The organism is Paenibacillus hubeiensis, from assembly GCF_032334105.1.
Classification (GTDB): domain Bacteria; phylum Bacillota; class Bacilli; order Paenibacillales; family Paenibacillaceae; genus Paenibacillus; species Paenibacillus hubeiensis.
Genome location: NZ_JAVYAE020000010.1, coordinates 98323 through 114315, shown reverse-complemented (window position 1 = coordinate 114315; position 15993 = coordinate 98323). Strand labels below are relative to the sequence as shown.

Sequence of the window (15993 nt, the reverse complement as noted above, 5' to 3'; positions counted from 1 at the left end):
GTCAGGATGCAGGCAACCTTGATTATTTGCCCAGAAAAGCATTCAGCATCCAGATTTCTTTTTCCAGTCCAGCCGTGAAGCCGATCAGCATATCTTCGGTTGCGTTATCCACGGCTTCGCCTGCAGCTTCAATGCCTTCGTGAATGACCGACACCATGGTCCGGAGATCAGCAACGACGGCCTCCACCATTTGCTCTGCGGTTGGTTGTCCAACCGCTTCTTCGATTGGCGAAAGGCTCAACTGCTCACTGAGCGTAGCTACGGGGCTGCCGCCAATCGCCAGCAAACGCTCGGCAACTTCGTCCATGTTGGCGGTCGCCAGGTTGTACAATTCTTCGAATTTGCCATGCAGGGTGAAGAAATGAGGACCTTTCACATACCAGTGAAAGTTGTGCAGTTTGGTGTACAATACGGACCAGCCTGCGATTTGGCGGTTCAGTACGTTGTGAAGTTCGGTCATGCGTGCGTTGAATGTGTTGGTAGTTTGGATTGTGCTCATGGATTATATCCCCTTTCGGAATGTAGAATTTAAGTGTTTATATAAGTTGATTCGTTAGTTACACCCGGTTACTCCGATTGCATCCCATCTCCAGAATGGTTCTGCACTCTCCGTTAATGTGTAACATATTCAATCAATTTATATTCATTTTTAACTTCTTTAATTTAGACTTAATCTAAATCTTGTTTTAATTATATCATCGGATATTCACTTTGAAAAGACCTATGGCACTTCTTTCAAATGAAGATTCCATGAAGCGGCCTTCATCTTCTGACCTTATATAACGAAATTAGACAAATGCACCATAAGACATGGACTGCATCATTATGACGGTTCCTACACGAAGTATTTTGAGCACGATCTCAAGAAAAAAAGGATATGTATAAGGACAACAAATATGATAATAATATTAATCATTCGCTTTCTGTTTTCTTTCACTTTGTTGACAAACTGAACATACATTTATAATATGGGGGTGAGAGGTGAGATGATAATGCGTCCAACCGTAATTGAAAGAAGTATCTTAACCGGACCGAGTGCTCACAGTTATTTACAAAATATGATCGAGTTCGACTTGCCAACCACAGCAGCACTCATTAAAAACTTATTGTTTACAGTGAAAGGGGCAGAACGTTACGTTAAACTGTGGGACGAGGAACAACTGTCCGACAAAGCAATGGTTATGGAGTATGCTTTAGCCTTGTTACAACACATTTCGGAGGAAGCTGCTCGAGAACAAGTTAGTGTAAACTTCTCAACTACAGAAGTTGCTAAGTACCTGGGCGTTTCACCGCAAACAATTAACACCTGGATTCGTCAGGGGAAAATAATTGGTGCTGAAAAAGAAGGACAGAAGTGGTCCAAAATTTCGGAAGATGCTGAAGTTATTTTTGCGAATGGTAATCGCGTCTCCGTTGCAGTATTGAAAGCGAATTGGGAAGCTGAAAACCAAAATCCAGAAGTCGATGAAATAACTTACTTACAAAAATCCATTAAAGAGTTTGAACAAAACTACGGTGGCACATTCGAAGAAGTTTTTGGCGACAAGACAATCAAAGAGCTCACAGCAGAGGACACAGATGCTTCGGTATGGTGGTCATACAAAGCGAGGTTAGCTAGTGCGCAAGTTTCTCAACGTTAAAAAGACAGTTTTCAGTAACCTTGATCATGTCTACCCGGAAATTTTTTCGGCAAGACCTATTGAGACGCCAAGAGAAGAACTCGACCACAAAAAGGGTCGAGAAATTAATGTGAATATAAAATTCCATGATTATGATGGATATCTTCAATGCAAAGAGATCTTTGAAGGTGACGAACTAATCGAATATTATTATGACTGGTATGCCGGTAACAAGGAGATTCTTCAAAAATTTCATGCCCACTATCACCGTGATGAAACTCCACACGAATTTAAAAAGTTTGATCCATGGCATTTCCATATTCCTATGAACTTGGAAGACAAAGATGGTCAACGAATTGAAGGTGTTCCAGGGTATACAATACATGATGTTCTTAGTAATCATATTATTCCATATATTTTAAAAACGAGACGTTCTCAGAGACAGCGTAGAAATTAATCGTGAGTCCTCCTATTAAGGAGGACTTTTTGGTGCGATAAGTGCAGGTCCTTCGTGTACTAAAAGGCTTATCTATTTTGTAGCTACTACACTAAAGCACGCGTACAGGGGACACCGCCTTTGCCAATATTCGTCCAATCTCCTCATAGCTATGAGCCAAGTAATGCGCCTGATGATCCGATTCCGGTTCGGCCTGGCGATGATTGAACCAGATCACCTGCCAACCGGCATTGACTGCGCCCACGACATCGTTCCGCCAAGAGTCTCCGATATAGAAGCTGTTGCGCGCCTCGGTCCCCGTCTGTTTGCTCACATGCTCGAACAAACGGCGGTCCGGCTTGGCATAGCCGATCGTCCCCGAGATGAAAATACGCTCTCTCGGAATCACGTCTCGCACCTTCAGTGCCTCAAGCTTGCGCTCCTGATGCGCACCTTCGCCGTTGGTAATCAAACCGACAAAATGGCCTTCCTCCATCAATTCATGCATCAGAGCATACGCTCCATCAAACGGTTGAATGTGGAACTGGCGACCCAAATATCGCTCCTGGAGTGCAGCAGCCTGTTCAGGTTCTACCGCAATCCCGAACTCTTTCAGCATCAGCTCAAAACGCCGACGGCGCATCCGCTCCACCGCTTCCGGCTCCGGCACGGCGGATAGCCCTTCCTGATCGGAAAGCCAGTCGCTGTAATAACGAAAACGGTGGTATGCCTCCGCATAAGGAAAATCGTCAGGCAGCCCGATGACTTCCTGCAGCGCTCCCCGCAGCGGCTGTAAATGATCGTACAGTGTATCGTCCACGTCGAAAAAGATCGCTTTTTTCTCTGGTTCCATTAACGTCATCTCCCTCCCACTTCTCATCCACGAAATGTAGCTATGATACCATATCCGCACAAGGATGTTGATATTTCACTCCAACCAACGCTTGAAACTCCTATGGCAAATGCCCTGATGTCCTTGCTGTTCCTCTCCAAACAAAACATAAAAAGACATACGCACTCTCTCCAAAAGAGAATGCATATGCCTGCTCCATTAATCCACGATCAACGGTACAACTTTGCCCGCATTAACATCGATCAAGCCATGATCCGTGATCTTGAGCGCCGGGCTTACCGCCAGCGAATGCGTGCTTAGCGACATGATCGGATTATAGTGTACATACCCGAGCGAGAGCATCGCTGCGCGCAGTTCCTTCACTTGATGTGATACAACAGCGAGTGGTTCCTCGGTCAGGATGCCACCCACCGGCAGTTCCAGATGGGACAATACTTTGCCGTCTTCCACTACACAGAAACCACCCTGGCTCGAAATCACCGTGTTAGCTGCCAGAATCATATCTTCGCGATTACGTCCTACAACCAGAAGGTTGTGATTGTCATGCGAATATGTCGTTGCAATGGCACCGCGTTTGATCGTATCCCCGCCAATCAGGCCATACGCCCGATTGCCGTTCACGGCATAACGCTCGAACGTCGCGATTTGACCGTATTCGCTGTTTTCCCATTGCAATTCACCGTTCAACGCTTCGATCGGCGCGATCAGCTCTTCCACAAAGGTCGAACCGTCTTTCACCATCATTACCCGGCAGTTATGCAGGCCATCGGACAACTGGGTAACCGAACCTGCCGAACTCGCCTCCGCCTTTGCTCCCAGCATGCTTCCGTTCACTTTGGGATCGTCCAGCCGGATGGAGAAATCGCTGGCTGCCAACGGATTCAGTTTCACGCTGCTATAGAAGTGTGACGGAAATTGCGGGGCTGTCCGTGTCTGCTCATGCGGTTCGTAATCGTCATAAGCTTTCTTCCCGTTCTTATATACCTGTTCAATCGAAAGTTTATCCAGATCCGCTACAAGCGAGTAGTCGGCGATTTTACCCGGCGCGATGCTGCCGCGATCGGTCATCTTCATCCGTGCCGCAGGCGTAGACGTTGCCGCATAGATGGCGTCTTCGGGGCGCATGCCCATGCCGATGGCCTTGCGCACGATATGATCAAGGTGTCCGCGGGCCACGAGCGAATCCGGCATAACGTCATCCGTGACGAAGCAGAAATGCTGCGACACATCATGACCGATCAAGTAATCGATCACTTCCGGCGTCATCGATTTTTCCTGAATCTCGATGAACATGCCTGCCGCGATGCGGGCCTGAAGGCCTTCGATGCTTTGATGGGTATGGTCCGAATCCACCCCGGCATAGATGAGGCGATGCAGATCCAGTCCCAGCAGCTTCGGCGTATGTCCTTCGATGACAAGATCGGGATAGTTTTTGCGGATATGGCGCAAAATCTGGTTGGTTTTGCATTCCGGATCGCGAATGACGTCAACGTAGTTCATGATTTCGCCCAGACAGATGATCTCCCCGGTCGCAAGCAGCGCATCCATATCCTCGATTTCGATCGATCCGCCCGTTGTTTCCATCGGCGTGGCCGGCACGGAGCTCGGGATGCCGTAAAACATGTCCACCGTCGTCTCCCGGCTCGCGGCCATCATTTCCTGCACGCCTTCCAGGCCGAACACGTTTGCCATCTCATGCGGTTCCGCCACGATGGAGGTAACTCCGCATCGGATTAGCCCGTGGGAAAAGGTCGCGGGGGTCACCATCGTGCTTTCGATGTGCAGATGGATGTCGATGAGGCCGGGAATCATGTACCGTCCCCGGGCATCGATCACCTCGCACGCTTCGAACCGATCCGTCCCGCCAGGTCCGATGTATAGAAATCTGCCGTCCAGCACGGCAACGTTATTCTCTTCGAATCGTTTATAGTAGCTGTTGTACACCCGTACATTGACAATCAGTTGATCGACACGCATGGGGCATCATCTCCTTTTTCTCGGTGTCAAGCATATGGAATGATGCCATAGGCTTCCATCCATGCTTCCTGCTTCTATTCCACAAGTACAAGCTTGTCCTGCGGGAAAATGAGGCTGACCCGCTGTCCGCTGAGATAAGGCGTCTCCATCTCCTGATTGGCGGTGAAGTCTCCCAGCTCCGTCTCGATCACGTATTGGTAACTGCGTCCCAAATACGTGCTGACCTTCACGATGCCCGGCAATGCGTTCAACTGTTCCGAAGTGTCGCCGCTCACGATCAGGTCGTCGGGACGAATCGCGCCTTTGCGCGCGCCCGGTCTTGCCGTCCCCGGATGTGCCGTCGCTGTGAACTGCCTTCCGCCGGCTTTCAAGGTAATCGTATCGCCCGCATCACTGCGGTCCGCGAACTCGATGAAGTTGTGGAACCCGATGAACCGGGCCACGAATTCCGTCGCCGGATATTTGAAAATCGTTTCCGGGCGGTCGAGCTGCTCGACGACGCCTTTGTTCATGATCGCCACCTGGTCGGAAATGGAGAAGCACTCCTCCTGATCATGCGAGACGTACAATGTCGTAATCCCCAGCTCCTGCTGGATTCGACGAATCTCCACGCGCATGTTCACCCGCAGGTTGGCATCGAGGTTGCTGAGCGGCTCGTCGAAGAGCAGCAGATCCGGCTCGATGACCAGCGCGCGGGCAATCGCCACGCGCTGCCGCTGACCGCCGGACAGCTCCTGCGGGAATCTTTTTTCGAAACCGTTCAGGTTCACCACTTCGAGAATGCGCATGACGCGCGCCCCGATATCTTTATCCTTCACTTTGCGCATCCGCAGGCCGAAGGCTACGTTGTCGTAAACCGACAAGTGCGGGAACAGCGCATAGCTCTGAAACACAAATCCGAAATTCCGTTTGTTCACCGGAACCTTCGTATAGTCCTTGCCGCCGAACATGAACTTGCCTTGCTGTGCTTCCAGGAATCCGGCGATGAGACGCAGTGTCGTTGTTTTGCCGCAGCCGCTCGGTCCAAGGAGGGAGAGCAGCTTGCCTTTTTCCAGCTCCAATCGAAAATCCTTCAGGATCGTCTGGTTGTCATAAGCCACCGATACCTGGTCCAAAGTCAGCAATGCCATACGCTTTAGCGCCTCCAATTAACGTTTAGTAAAATAAGAAAGTCCACCCATTACACGTTCGATCACAAACATGAGCAAGCCGGTCAGCACCATGAGCAGCACCGAAATCGCCGCGATGGTCGGATCGAAATAATTTTCCACGTACGTCAGCATCTGTATCGGCAATGTGCTTACCCCTGGTCCGGTCATGAACACGGAAATGTCGACATTGTTGAACGACTCCAGGAAAGCAATGAGCACCGCAGCCAGAATACCTGACCGAATGTTGGGCAGCACCACCTGGAAGAACGTTCTGATCCGTCCCGCTCCCAGACTCAGCGCAGCCTCTTCCACGGCAAAGTCAAAGCTCGACAAGCTCGACGCGATGACCCGAATGATAAATGGAAGCATAATTACCGTGTGGCCGATCAAAAGCCCGAGGTACATCGGCAGATGATAGATCACGATCAAGTATCTCATCAGCGTGAAACCAAGCACGATCCCCGGGATGAGCACCGGAGACAGGAAGATTGCATTCAAAAGCGATTTTCCTTTGAAATCAAAACGGCTCAGCGCATAAGCGGCAGGAATCCCTAGCACCAGCGCGAGCAGATTTCCCAGCAGGGAAATGACGATCGACGTCTGGAACGTGCGCACGAAACCGCCTGCGTTGAATATATTTTCGTACCAGCGGAGGGAGAAGCCCTCCGGCGGAAATTTCAGTACCGTTCCCGGCTCGAACGACGTGACCGAGATGATCAGAAGCGGGCCCAGCAGAAAGATAAAGACCAGCAGACTGAACAGGCCCAGCCCGATATGTTTCTCCCGCATAATTTTACCCCTTCGGATTTAAAGTTTTGGCCAATTTGTTCATGATGCCAACGACGACAAACGTAATGACAATCATGATCGCCGCAATGACCGAGGCCAGATACCAGTCATTCAGCGTCATCGCGTTCTGATACAGGAACGTTGCGATGACCCGCTGCTTACCGCCGAGCAGGGCCGGCGTCGTGTATGCCGTGAGACTGCCCACGAAGACCAGCACGGCACCAATGACGAGACCGGGCACCGCCAGCGGGAAGACTACCCGGCGGAATGCCGTGAAACGGGAGGCACCCAAGCTCTGAGCCGCTTTGAGCAGATCGCCGTCAATGTTCTCCAGCACGCCGACCAGGGAAATGATCATGAGCGGCAGGAACAGATGCGTCAAACCGATCATCATCGCGGCTGGCGTATACATGATATCCAGCGGTTTGTCGATGATGCCGAGACCGACCAGCGTATTGTTGACGAGCCCTTTGCGGCCGAGAATGATCATCCAGCTGAACGAACGCACGACCGGGCTCGTCAGCAACGGAAAGATGGCGAGGGCAAGCAGAATGCCCTTGCGCCGAGGCGCTTTTTGCGAAATATAATATGCCGTCGGGAATCCGAGCACCACGCATACCAAGGTGGTGACCACGCTGACCTGCAGCGTCGTAAGCAGAATTTTCAAAAAGTAGGGGTCTCTGAAAAATTGCATGTACCCTTCAAACGTAAACCGGTTTTCCTGAAAGAAGGTCGAGCCGATCGTCAGGACAATCGGTATGACCATAAAGGCTGCCAGAAAAACGAGACCAGGCAGCAGCAGCCAGTACATAACTGATTTTTTCATCACGATGCTCCTGACATAAGGAATGGATTGGGATCGAAATGATATGGAATCGATTTCGACCCCTCTACGATATAGCTACGCATTAAGTGCGCCGATAAACAGTTCCAGGAACGCTTCGGCGTCAACGGCTTCACACACCAACGTGTTCGGCTTTTGACCGAGACGGTTCTGGAAGTCGCAGACCATTTGGCCATCGCACAGACGGCTCGCCGTTTCCACGTCCACGTAGTACGACTTGCGTTCCACAAGCTCCGGTGCGAGCGCCACGCCCACCGCCAGAGGATCATGAAGAGCGCATGCGCGTACGCCGTTCATTTGCTCATAACGCCGGATATATATTTCGGTGCTCTGAGCCACATAACTGCGCAGTACCGGATCGGTCAACCGCCCAATCGCTTCTTCATTCAGCAGCGTCTGGCGCGTAACGTCCAGTCCGACCTGCGTCAGCTTCTCGAATCCTGCATGCAGCACGATGCGTGCCGCTTCAGGATCAGCGTACGTGTTGTACTCGGCCGTCGGGGTAATGTTTCCGTGTCCGCGTACCACGCCGCCCATAAAGATAACTTCCTTGACGAGGGACGGCAGCTCCGGGCATTTGGCCAGCGCAAGGGCCAGATTCGTCAGCGGCGCCGTCATAATCAGCGTCACTTCGCCAGGGTACCGTTTCACCTGTTTAATGATAAAATCCGGTCCAAAGCCTTCTTCTGCACGCTTCGAGCGCGCCGGATCGGGCAAAGCTCCGCCAAGCCCGTCCTGGCCGTGCACGCGATGTTCGTAATGAGACTGGCGGGTCAATGGACCCGCAGCCCCGGGGATGACCGGAATATCCGTTCCATCCACCAGCTCCAGCACTTTGCACGTATTCTCCGTGGCCTGCGCAAGCGATACGTTCCCACAGACCGTTGTGATGCCGAGCATATCGAAGCGGCGGCTTTTGACTGCCAGCAAAATGGCAAGGGCGTCGTCGATGCCGGTGTCCACGTCCAAAATCATGCGTTTTGTCGTTTCAGTCATGGCTTAGTCCCCCACTTATTGCGCGATTTCGCGATTCCAGCGATCTGTCCATGTTTTTGCCTGTTTGTTGACGAATTCCATATCCAGCTTGTTCAGCTTCTCTACGACGTCCGCGCCGTATGTTACGCCTTCCGCTTCTTCCGCCGTCAACTCGACCTTGGTGTTTACCGGGGAATCGACTTTGGCTTTGGCCGATTTGGCCTGCACGTCTTGGCTGAGCTGCCAGTTGATGAACTCTTCGGCGAGCTCTTTGTTTTTGCTGCCTTTGACCACGTTGATCGTATTCATAACGGCATATCCGCCTTCGCTAGGCGTTACGAATTTCGCGTTTGGCACGGCTGCTTTCAGATCTTTGAAGTACATTTCCATGATCGGTCCGCCGGCGATTTCTTCTTGCGAGAACATGTTCACGAACTCCGACGTTTGGGTGTAGAACTTAACTACATTTCCGCTCAGTTCTTTCAGTTTGGCGAATGCCGCATCTTCATTGAACGTTTGGTTGCCTGCAATGCGGGATGCCGCATCCAGCACCATCGGTCCGGCCGTTGCCGTAATGTTCGGGATCGTCACGTTGTTTGCGAATGCCGGGTCCCACAGATCGTTCCAAGACGTGACTTCTTTGGATACCAGGTCCGGGTTGTAGGCGATGCCCAATTGTCCGATCGTGTAGGCAGGGCCGTAATCTTCGCCAAGCGGTGCTTTGGCCATATCGTAAATATCGTTAATGTTCGGAATTTTGGAACGGTCGATTTTTTCGAACAAACCTTCGTCAATCCCTTGCTGCGCATAGTAGTCCGACAAGTAGATCACGTCGACATCCGATGTGCCCTGGCGAATTTTGTTCAAGCGTTCGGCATTGTTGCCGACTTCCAACACGATGTCCACATTGTGCTCTTTTTCGAATGGACCGAATACTTCTTCATTAAAGAAATCTTCCGAAAATCCCCACGTGGAGATCACGAGCTTGGTCGGCGCCGCGCCGCCATTGCTTGAGCCTTCCGCGTTATCCGCGTTGCTTCCGCACCCTGCCAGCAATACCGATGTCATCGCTGCTGCTACCAAACCGCTTACCCATGTTTTCCTCATGTTCCTGATTCCTCCTAGAAATGTGTGTTGGTAAAAAAACAAAAAGAAAAGCATTCTTGTATTCAACAAGAACACTTTTCTTCGTAAACAAAGGAAAGCGACACCCGTTACCGGTTCATTCGAGGTTTCCGCTTCAGAATCAATCCGAAGCAAGACGCCGTCGTGCTATGAAATTGTGTAGGACCCGATTCATGCGGTGGAGCGGTTCAATGCACGTTGCTTGCCGACAAGTCGGCCAGCCCTATGCTTGCTCCAGAATCACGTTCGTGATGGCCCACTGCGTGGACGCATCATAATCCCTGAGTACAGCTTCAATTGGCAACCCCATCTGCTGCTCCAACTTGTCCCTGAATTTTTTCTTATATAAAACAGACATACGGAAGTCCACTTCCAGCTTCAAGCCGGGGGCCTCCCCTTCCAGGGCGTCGGAGCGCGGCGAACGTCGGTGTTTGGCATAGAAGGTCACGATGTTCTGATCGATCGTCACTCTCAGGAGAGTCGTCCCGAATCCGAACAGTTCCTTCGAAATTTCATTGTAGAACTGGCACATTTTTTTCTTGCTTTCATTGCTGTCCAGTCGTTCCATTGAACTCACCCACATCATTTACTACCGTACATTCGACGTGTTAACACGATTGATTATACATAAATGTCCGGGTTTGGGCAACCCAAAAGATCAATATAACCAACATTGCACCTACAAAAAGCGAACATTTAACATTATATGATCAGTATTTGTCACATTTTCACGATTATAGGAAACCGTAACCTTCCTACCGTAAATCATACCCTCTCGGCACCTAATCTATCCAAAGGCATGAATATTGATATGGTGACCGCTACTGCGGACGATCCGTCGTTGATTACCCCAAAAGCATGGACAAACTTCTGCAACAACCGTTAAAATGGGACAAAATGTATGCCTATTATCTAAAATATGGAATCGGAGGTTTGAATCATGAAATGCCCTGTTTGCAATCATGAAAACGCAAATGCACGCTTTTGTGAAAAGTGCGGCTCCAACCTTGCTCCAGGCGAGCCTTTGACTGAAACAAGGAAGATGGATGAAAGATTGGAGCCTGCGGCTGCGGCAGAATCCGGGTACACGCATTGGTCCAGTACGCAGGAGCCATTTTCCGCGTCCCCCTCGTCTTCTCCATCCGTCTCGACACAGCCTTCCGCATCCGGTGACAAGGACAACAATCAATGGAGCAATGTACTGCAGAATGAAAAAGTTCAACAAGCCAAAGAAGTAAGCAAGCAATACCTGTCTTATTTTCTGAGTGTGATGGCCCGCCCTTATCAGACGATGAAAACGGTCGGTGAACAACATGCCTTGAACGGACTTTTAACCATGGCACTTGTCATCCTGCTGGTCTCCTTATTCTTTTTGCAAACCTTCAGTGCCTACAATTTTTCGAGCTTGTTCTTGGGCGGATTCGTTCGTCCGTTGATCTTTACCGCCGTAACGCTGGCTGCTGCGCTCGTTTTGATCTACGCCGTGTTGAAAATGGAAAAGCTCGCTTTTCATGCGAAGACCCTCGTCGCCCAATTTGGCAGTTTGCTTGTCCCTGCTGCAGCCTCGCTCATTGTAGCCAACGTGTTTGTGTTTATTTCATTTTCCATCGCATTCTATTTATTTGTTGTTTCTTATATTATTATTTTTGTGGCGCTGAATGCGGTGCTGTTTCATTATCCGCTCAATCGTTCTGCGGCCGCAATGGACAGCCTTTACAGTGTATTGATTGCAAACGTCGTGCTGTTCTATATCATGTACCGTTTGCTCGCTGCAACCATTTTCGGCATGATCGGCATGTTGTTCTAGCCTTTTGTACGCTATATAAGTACATATTGTTTAAGAAGTTCTCACCGCATGTTCTATCATGCGGATGGAGGACTTCTTTCGTTTACGGGATTGCACTTTCCGTACCATTTACACTACAATATGTAGTGTTCAATCCTATTTTAGAAAGCCGAGGACTCCCATGGACCATAACATGAATGACATGCAAATGATGCAGATGAACCATGAAGCCGCCACCATCTCCTACCTGTGGCTGATGATCGGGGGCATAGCCTTGCTGCTGGCTATCGCAGCCTACGTTTGGGCGTTTCGAATCAAAGGCTCCGTAATGGCGCATTCCAAGAAACAGGAGCGGGCAGCGATTAAGAAAAAAAGCCGTTCCATCCGACTGGCAGCCCATATTACACTGGCGGCATCGCTAATTTTGATGGGGGTATACGCTCTTCAAGGGGCGAATACGAAATACGACGTTTCCGATCTGGACGCAAACGCCGATATCGAAGTCACTAACGATGCTTATTATGGCGCAGAGCATACGGAAGATCCTATTTCATACGAGATGAACATACCCACTTCGGGACCGCACAATCCTCATGACATCAAATTTGGATTCTATACCGATTTTCCGGGGTATCCTTATCTCGTCCATAATCTGGAGCATGGGGATATCATTATTTATTACCGTGAAGACGCAAGCGAGATGATCAAGGAACATCTCAAATATTTCGCCAACTTCCGCAAGGCTGGTTCCGGCATCCTCGCCGTGCCCAACCAAGATATTCCGGAAGGGAGCGAGTTCGTCGTCACCGCCTGGACCAAAACGATGAACTTGCCCGCATATGACGAAGCCAAAATCGGCACGTTCATTAACCGCTACATCAACCAGGGACCGGAGAAAATCCCCCCTTCCGTTCGTCAAGGCGGCGGAACCATGTAATACGGCAGCAAGCGCAGACCGACTCAATTTAAAAAAAAAGCCGCACAGCACCGAAATAAAATTCCGGCCTGTTGCGGCTTTCTTTTATGAATGTCATGACATGGTGCGCTATGGAGCGCAGTAATTAATAACGCTGCGGAGCAGCCTTTTTGCCCAGGTCGGTCATGTATGTGAAGAATGCTTCAGGGTCCGTGTCATAGACGAGCTGTACCGGACGTCCGTCCGCTTGCTCTACCGTACGGCCTTGGCTCGGACCATCCGGAATCACGACGCAGTTGACCGTTTTTTTCTTCACGATATCTTCGCGTCCCACGGAAGCCGTTGTTAACACGTCCCACAGATAGTACGTGGAGTTCGTCTCGCTGTACACAAGCGGCGGACATCCTGCATAACAGTTGCCGATGAAATCCACGCCTTCATAGCGGCGTTCGGAAGCCCAGCGTTTGCGCACGGCTGGCGTCAGCGGCACTTTGTTCGTACTTTCCAGTGCCACCAGGTCGATCTGGATGCTGCTCTCCCATACGCGGTAAGCTGCCTCCGGATCCCAGAAGACGTTCCATTCCGCGGTGCCGTCGTGTTCAGGCTCCTCGACGTTCCCTTTTTCGAATGTACCGCCCATCCATACGAGCTTCTCGATTTTCTCTTCGATGTCCGGTGCTTCATCCAAAGCGCGTGCCAGGTCGGTCAGCGGGCCGGTAAAGAGCAGGAGCGTCTTGCCTTCCGTATTGCGTACTTTTTCAATCAAATGTTTATGGGCAGGAATGGTGGACAGCGGTGCTTCCATCTTTCCGGATTCGTTCAGAATCGGCAATGCATCTACATAAAATGAGTGCAATCTCCACGCCGCAGGGAACGGGTTTTTCCCTCTGGAATTGGATTTCGAAACTTCGATCTCATACGAACCGAAACGGTCGATGATTTTGCGGCTCGCATCGGTCGCCGGCTCCAGATATCCGTCTGCCGGAATTACCGATACCCCGGTTACGTGTACATTGTCCATTTGCAAAAGCATAAACAACGAAACGAGGTCGTCCACGCCGCCGTCATGGTTAAAGTAAACATTCAACTTGTTGGTCATTGCTTGTTTTTCATCCTTCCTCTGGTGTCCCATTGATGTTGAACAGGTCCGTCCGCCCTAGCCGACGTTACCTCTATTATGTCCCAAAACCCATGCGCGCGTAAACCTTAGACGGACTCGGTCTGCTCCTCGCGTGTTTTCTCGGGTACGGGAACGTACCTGCCGGGCCAGAAGGACCATTTGCCGAGCAGCGTCGTGATCGCAGGGACCAGGAAGGGTCTTACAAGGAACGTATCCAGCAGCACGCCCGCTGCGGTGATGATGCCGAACTGCACCAGCACCTGAATCGGAAGCGTTGCAAGCACGGCAAACGTGCCGGCCAGAATAAGCCCGGCGGACGTGATCACTGACCCGGTCTCTCCCACGCCTTCCTTGATCGCCTGGCGAAGAGGCATCGTTTTGCGTTTTTGCCAGATGCTCGAAATCATGAAAATGTTGTAGTCCTCGCCGAGCGCCACCAGGAAAACGAACGAATACAGCGGGATTGCGCCCTGAATGGCATCTGCGCCTAGGCCGTAATGAATGATTAGCCAGCCCAGCCCCAGGGCCGAGAAATAGGACAGAACCACCGTCAGGATCAGGTATGCCGTGGCCACGATTGAACGCAGGTATAACAGCAGCAACAGCGTAATCATGCCGATGACGACCGGAATGATGATGCGTGCATCGCGTTCACCGGCCGTTTCGATGTCATATTGCTCTGCCGTCTGGCCGTGGATCCATACGCGGCTGGACGAACCGTCGACTCCGGCGTCGGTCAGTGCCTGTTCCGCAGTTGCCCGGAGATCCGGAATATGCTGCATGGCTTCCATCGAATACGGATTCAGATTGAATTCGACGTCGTACCCCGTCATGTTGGCGTTCTCGGCCCCTTGCTGCGGTTCGCCAACCTTGCTCACGTAATCAAGGGCCTCCAGCCGCTGCTTCAATTCCGTATTTTTGCCTCCGACATCGACGATCACCTTCGCCGGAGCAAGCTCCCCTTGCGAAAATTGTTCGCCGATGATCGTAAAACCTTCGCGGGAAGGTACGTCTTCCGGGAAGGAGGACAACAAGTCATACGTGAATTTGATTTGACTGGAGAAGGATGCAAGCCCCCCCAGGAGCACCAGTGTGACGATCAGAACCGTCCAAGGCTTCGTGATCACCGTGCGGCCGATCCAGCTTTCCCGGATTTTGCGCGGTGCTGGAGCCGGTTTGCCTTTTTTGCGGGCCCGTTCGGCCTCCATCTCATGCGTGCGCGGAACGAACGGATAGAACGAACCCCGCCCAAAGATGGCCAGCAGCGCCGGTACAAGCGTCAGGCTTGCGATAAACATAATGAAGATGGACAGACTGAAAGGAACGGCAAAACGTTGGTATGCCCCGTATTCGGCCAACAGCAGCACCAGCAGCGCCGCCACAACCGTGAACCCGCTCATCGCAATCGCGCCGGAAGAACCGGTGATGGCTTGGAAGAGCGCTTTTCGTTTGTCCGGTTCATGATACAGGATTTGGCGGAACCTTGAAATGAGGAACAGACAATAATCCGTACCTGCGCCGAACAGCAGCACGGTCATGATCGAGATGGACTGCGCGTCCACCGTAATCCAGCCTTTGTCGGCCATGAAGCCCAAAATCGGGCTGGTTACCATATAGGCGAAACCTACCGCAATAATCGGAATGATCGCGAGCACTGGCGAACGGTAGATCAGAAGCAGCAGCACGAGCACAAGAAGTACCGTAGCGATGAGCAGCGACACGTCCGCCGACGCAAACAGGCCGCTCGCATCGATCGAGATGCCAACCGGGCCGGTCACGCGTGCACTCAGCGTTCCATTCGAATCGTCAACGGCCACCGTGAATGGGTTGCTGCCGAAAATATCCTCGGTTTTCCGTTCCAGCCCTTTAATGCCTTCCTTGAGCTGACCGGAGTCTGCCGTCTCATTGAAAAACAGCGGCATTACGAGTGTGCTGCCGTCTTCAGACAACTGCCCTTTGATCGCCTGCGGCGGCAGTTGATACAGCGGAACGACGGTTTGCTGCTGTTCCACCGGGTCCTGGTCCAGCCGCTCGGTCAATGCCTGAATCTGTTCAATCTGCCGATCCTTCAGGCCGCCGGCTTGATGCCACACAATCAATGCGGGCAGTCCTTGCCCGCCCGGAAATTCCCGCCCGGCAACGGCAGCTGCCTGCACCGAAGGCTTCGATTCGTCCAGATCCTGTGCGTTGTTTGTTTCACGATCGCCTACTGCCGGCCATATAACCCCTAGCAGCACAGCTACAACAATCCATACCACCAAGGTGATCCATTTACTTCGTTTGCCCGCAACAAAACGGCCGTAGCCTGAACCTTCCTGCATGTTTGTTTCATCTCCTTTATTTCAGCAGCGTATGACCGTATGTGTGAAAAATCATAGAAATGAACCGTCGGTCATCGTACA

General features: G+C 51.3%; 15 protein-coding genes. 4 read left to right on the top strand and 11 right to left on the bottom strand.

Annotated features, from left to right (window positions below; all coding sequences use genetic code 11):
* Window positions 1–22: 22 nt before the first annotated feature.
* Window positions 23–499, bottom strand: coding sequence for a Dps family protein (locus tag RSX24_RS22540; protein WP_343261832.1), 477 nt, complete (start codon window positions 497–499; stop codon window positions 23–25).
* Window positions 500–992: 493 nt separating this feature from the next.
* Here RSX24_RS22540 and RSX24_RS22535 point away from each other — a divergent pair, with 493 nt between their 5' ends.
* Both RSX24_RS22535 and RSX24_RS22530 read left to right on the top strand, forming a co-directional pair.
* On the top strand, window positions 993–1640 hold the full coding sequence (locus RSX24_RS22535) for a helix-turn-helix domain-containing protein (RefSeq protein WP_339275091.1): 648 nt from the start codon (window positions 993–995) through the stop codon (window positions 1638–1640).
* A complete protein-coding gene (locus RSX24_RS22530; RefSeq protein ID WP_343261831.1) occupies window positions 1618–2076 on the top strand; it encodes a hypothetical protein in 459 nt (152 codons plus the stop codon). Before RSX24_RS22535 ends, RSX24_RS22530 begins: the two co-directional genes overlap by 23 nt.
* A gap of 91 nt (window positions 2077–2167) precedes the next feature.
* On the opposite strand, the gene RSX24_RS22525 is transcribed toward RSX24_RS22530, so the two are convergent.
* The 8 genes from RSX24_RS22525 to RSX24_RS22490 all read right to left on the bottom strand — a co-directional run bounded on the left by RSX24_RS22525 (window position 2168) and on the right by RSX24_RS22490 (window position 10337).
* Complete coding sequence (locus RSX24_RS22525) at window positions 2168–2908, bottom strand: HAD family hydrolase (RefSeq protein ID WP_339275095.1); 741 nt, start codon at window positions 2906–2908, stop codon at window positions 2168–2170.
* A 198-nt stretch (window positions 2909–3106) separates the two neighbouring features.
* Entirely contained in the window at window positions 3107–4885 is a 1779-nt protein-coding gene (locus tag RSX24_RS22520; RefSeq protein WP_343261830.1) for an adenine deaminase C-terminal domain-containing protein, read from the bottom strand.
* A 74-nt stretch (window positions 4886–4959) separates the two neighbouring features.
* Window positions 4960–6015, bottom strand: coding sequence for an ABC transporter ATP-binding protein (locus RSX24_RS22515; RefSeq protein WP_236413231.1), 1056 nt, complete (start codon window positions 6013–6015; stop codon window positions 4960–4962).
* 18 nt (window positions 6016–6033) lie between these two features.
* Entirely contained in the window at window positions 6034–6825 is a 792-nt protein-coding gene (locus RSX24_RS22510) for an ABC transporter permease (protein WP_236413232.1), read from the bottom strand.
* Between the two features lie 4 nt (window positions 6826–6829).
* Window positions 6830–7651 (bottom strand): ABC transporter permease, encoded by an 822-nt coding sequence (locus RSX24_RS22505; RefSeq protein ID WP_236413233.1) that lies wholly within the window; start codon window positions 7649–7651, stop codon window positions 6830–6832.
* 75 nt (window positions 7652–7726) lie between these two features.
* Window positions 7727–8665 (bottom strand): nucleoside hydrolase, encoded by a 939-nt coding sequence (locus RSX24_RS22500; RefSeq protein WP_343261829.1) that lies wholly within the window; start codon window positions 8663–8665, stop codon window positions 7727–7729.
* A gap of 15 nt (window positions 8666–8680) precedes the next feature.
* Window positions 8681–9751 carry an ABC transporter substrate-binding protein gene (locus RSX24_RS22495; RefSeq protein ID WP_236413235.1) on the bottom strand — a complete coding sequence of 357 codons (1071 nt, stop codon included), beginning with the start codon at window positions 9749–9751 and terminating at the stop codon, window positions 8681–8683.
* Window positions 9752–9992: 241 nt separating this feature from the next.
* On the bottom strand, window positions 9993–10337 hold the full coding sequence (locus tag RSX24_RS22490; RefSeq protein WP_236413236.1) for a DUF2294 domain-containing protein: 345 nt from the start codon (window positions 10335–10337) through the stop codon (window positions 9993–9995).
* Between the two features lie 474 nt (window positions 10338–10811).
* Here RSX24_RS22490 and RSX24_RS22485 point away from each other — a divergent pair, with 474 nt between their 5' ends.
* Window positions 10812–11576, top strand: a complete 765-nt coding sequence (locus tag RSX24_RS22485) for a hypothetical protein (protein ID WP_236413237.1) — start codon at window positions 10812–10814, stop codon at window positions 11574–11576.
* Between the two features lie 160 nt (window positions 11577–11736).
* Window positions 11737–12492: a DUF3105 domain-containing protein gene (locus RSX24_RS22480; protein WP_339275103.1), complete on the top strand. Its 756-nt coding sequence runs from the start codon at window positions 11737–11739 to the stop codon at window positions 12490–12492.
* Window positions 12493–12616: 124 nt separating this feature from the next.
* On the opposite strand, the gene RSX24_RS22475 is transcribed toward RSX24_RS22480, so the two are convergent.
* Both RSX24_RS22475 and RSX24_RS22470 read right to left on the bottom strand, forming a co-directional pair.
* Complete coding sequence (locus tag RSX24_RS22475; RefSeq protein WP_236413240.1) at window positions 12617–13570, bottom strand: nucleoside hydrolase; 954 nt, start codon at window positions 13568–13570, stop codon at window positions 12617–12619.
* Between the two features lie 107 nt (window positions 13571–13677).
* Window positions 13678–15912 carry an MMPL family transporter gene (locus RSX24_RS22470; RefSeq protein ID WP_343261828.1) on the bottom strand — a complete coding sequence of 745 codons (2235 nt, stop codon included), beginning with the start codon at window positions 15910–15912 and terminating at the stop codon, window positions 13678–13680.
* Window positions 15913–15993 lie beyond the last annotated feature (81 nt).

Bases quoted from the DNA above. Each gene is read 5' to 3' on its own strand.
- RSX24_RS22540 (WP_343261832.1), bottom strand. From the start codon at position 499: ATGAGCACAATCCAAACTACCAACACATTCAACGCACGCATGACCGAA.
- RSX24_RS22535 (WP_339275091.1), top strand. From the start codon at position 993: ATGCGTCCAACCGTAATTGAAAGAAGTATCTTAACCGGACCGAGTGCT.
- RSX24_RS22525 (WP_339275095.1), bottom strand. From the start codon at position 2,908: ATGGAACCAGAGAAAAAAGCGATCTTTTTCGACGTGGACGATACACTG.
- RSX24_RS22520 (WP_343261830.1), bottom strand. From the start codon at position 4,885: ATGCGTGTCGATCAACTGATTGTCAATGTACGGGTGTACAACAGCTAC.
- RSX24_RS22515 (WP_236413231.1), bottom strand. From the start codon at position 6,015: ATGGCATTGCTGACTTTGGACCAGGTATCGGTGGCTTATGACAACCAG.
- RSX24_RS22510 (WP_236413232.1), bottom strand. From the start codon at position 6,825: ATGCGGGAGAAACATATCGGGCTGGGCCTGTTCAGTCTGCTGGTCTTT.
- RSX24_RS22505 (WP_236413233.1), bottom strand. From the start codon at position 7,651: ATGAAAAAATCAGTTATGTACTGGCTGCTGCTGCCTGGTCTCGTTTTT.
- RSX24_RS22500 (WP_343261829.1), bottom strand. From the start codon at position 8,665: ATGACTGAAACGACAAAACGCATGATTTTGGACGTGGACACCGGCATC.
- RSX24_RS22495 (WP_236413235.1), bottom strand. From the start codon at position 9,751: ATGAGGAAAACATGGGTAAGCGGTTTGGTAGCAGCAGCGATGACATCG.
- RSX24_RS22490 (WP_236413236.1), bottom strand. From the start codon at position 10,337: ATGGAACGACTGGACAGCAATGAAAGCAAGAAAAAAATGTGCCAGTTC.
- RSX24_RS22485 (WP_236413237.1), top strand. From the start codon at position 10,812: ATGGATGAAAGATTGGAGCCTGCGGCTGCGGCAGAATCCGGGTACACG.
- RSX24_RS22480 (WP_339275103.1), top strand. From the start codon at position 11,737: ATGGACCATAACATGAATGACATGCAAATGATGCAGATGAACCATGAA.
- RSX24_RS22475 (WP_236413240.1), bottom strand. From the start codon at position 13,570: ATGACCAACAAGTTGAATGTTTACTTTAACCATGACGGCGGCGTGGAC.
- RSX24_RS22470 (WP_343261828.1), bottom strand. From the start codon at position 15,912: ATGCAGGAAGGTTCAGGCTACGGCCGTTTTGTTGCGGGCAAACGAAGT.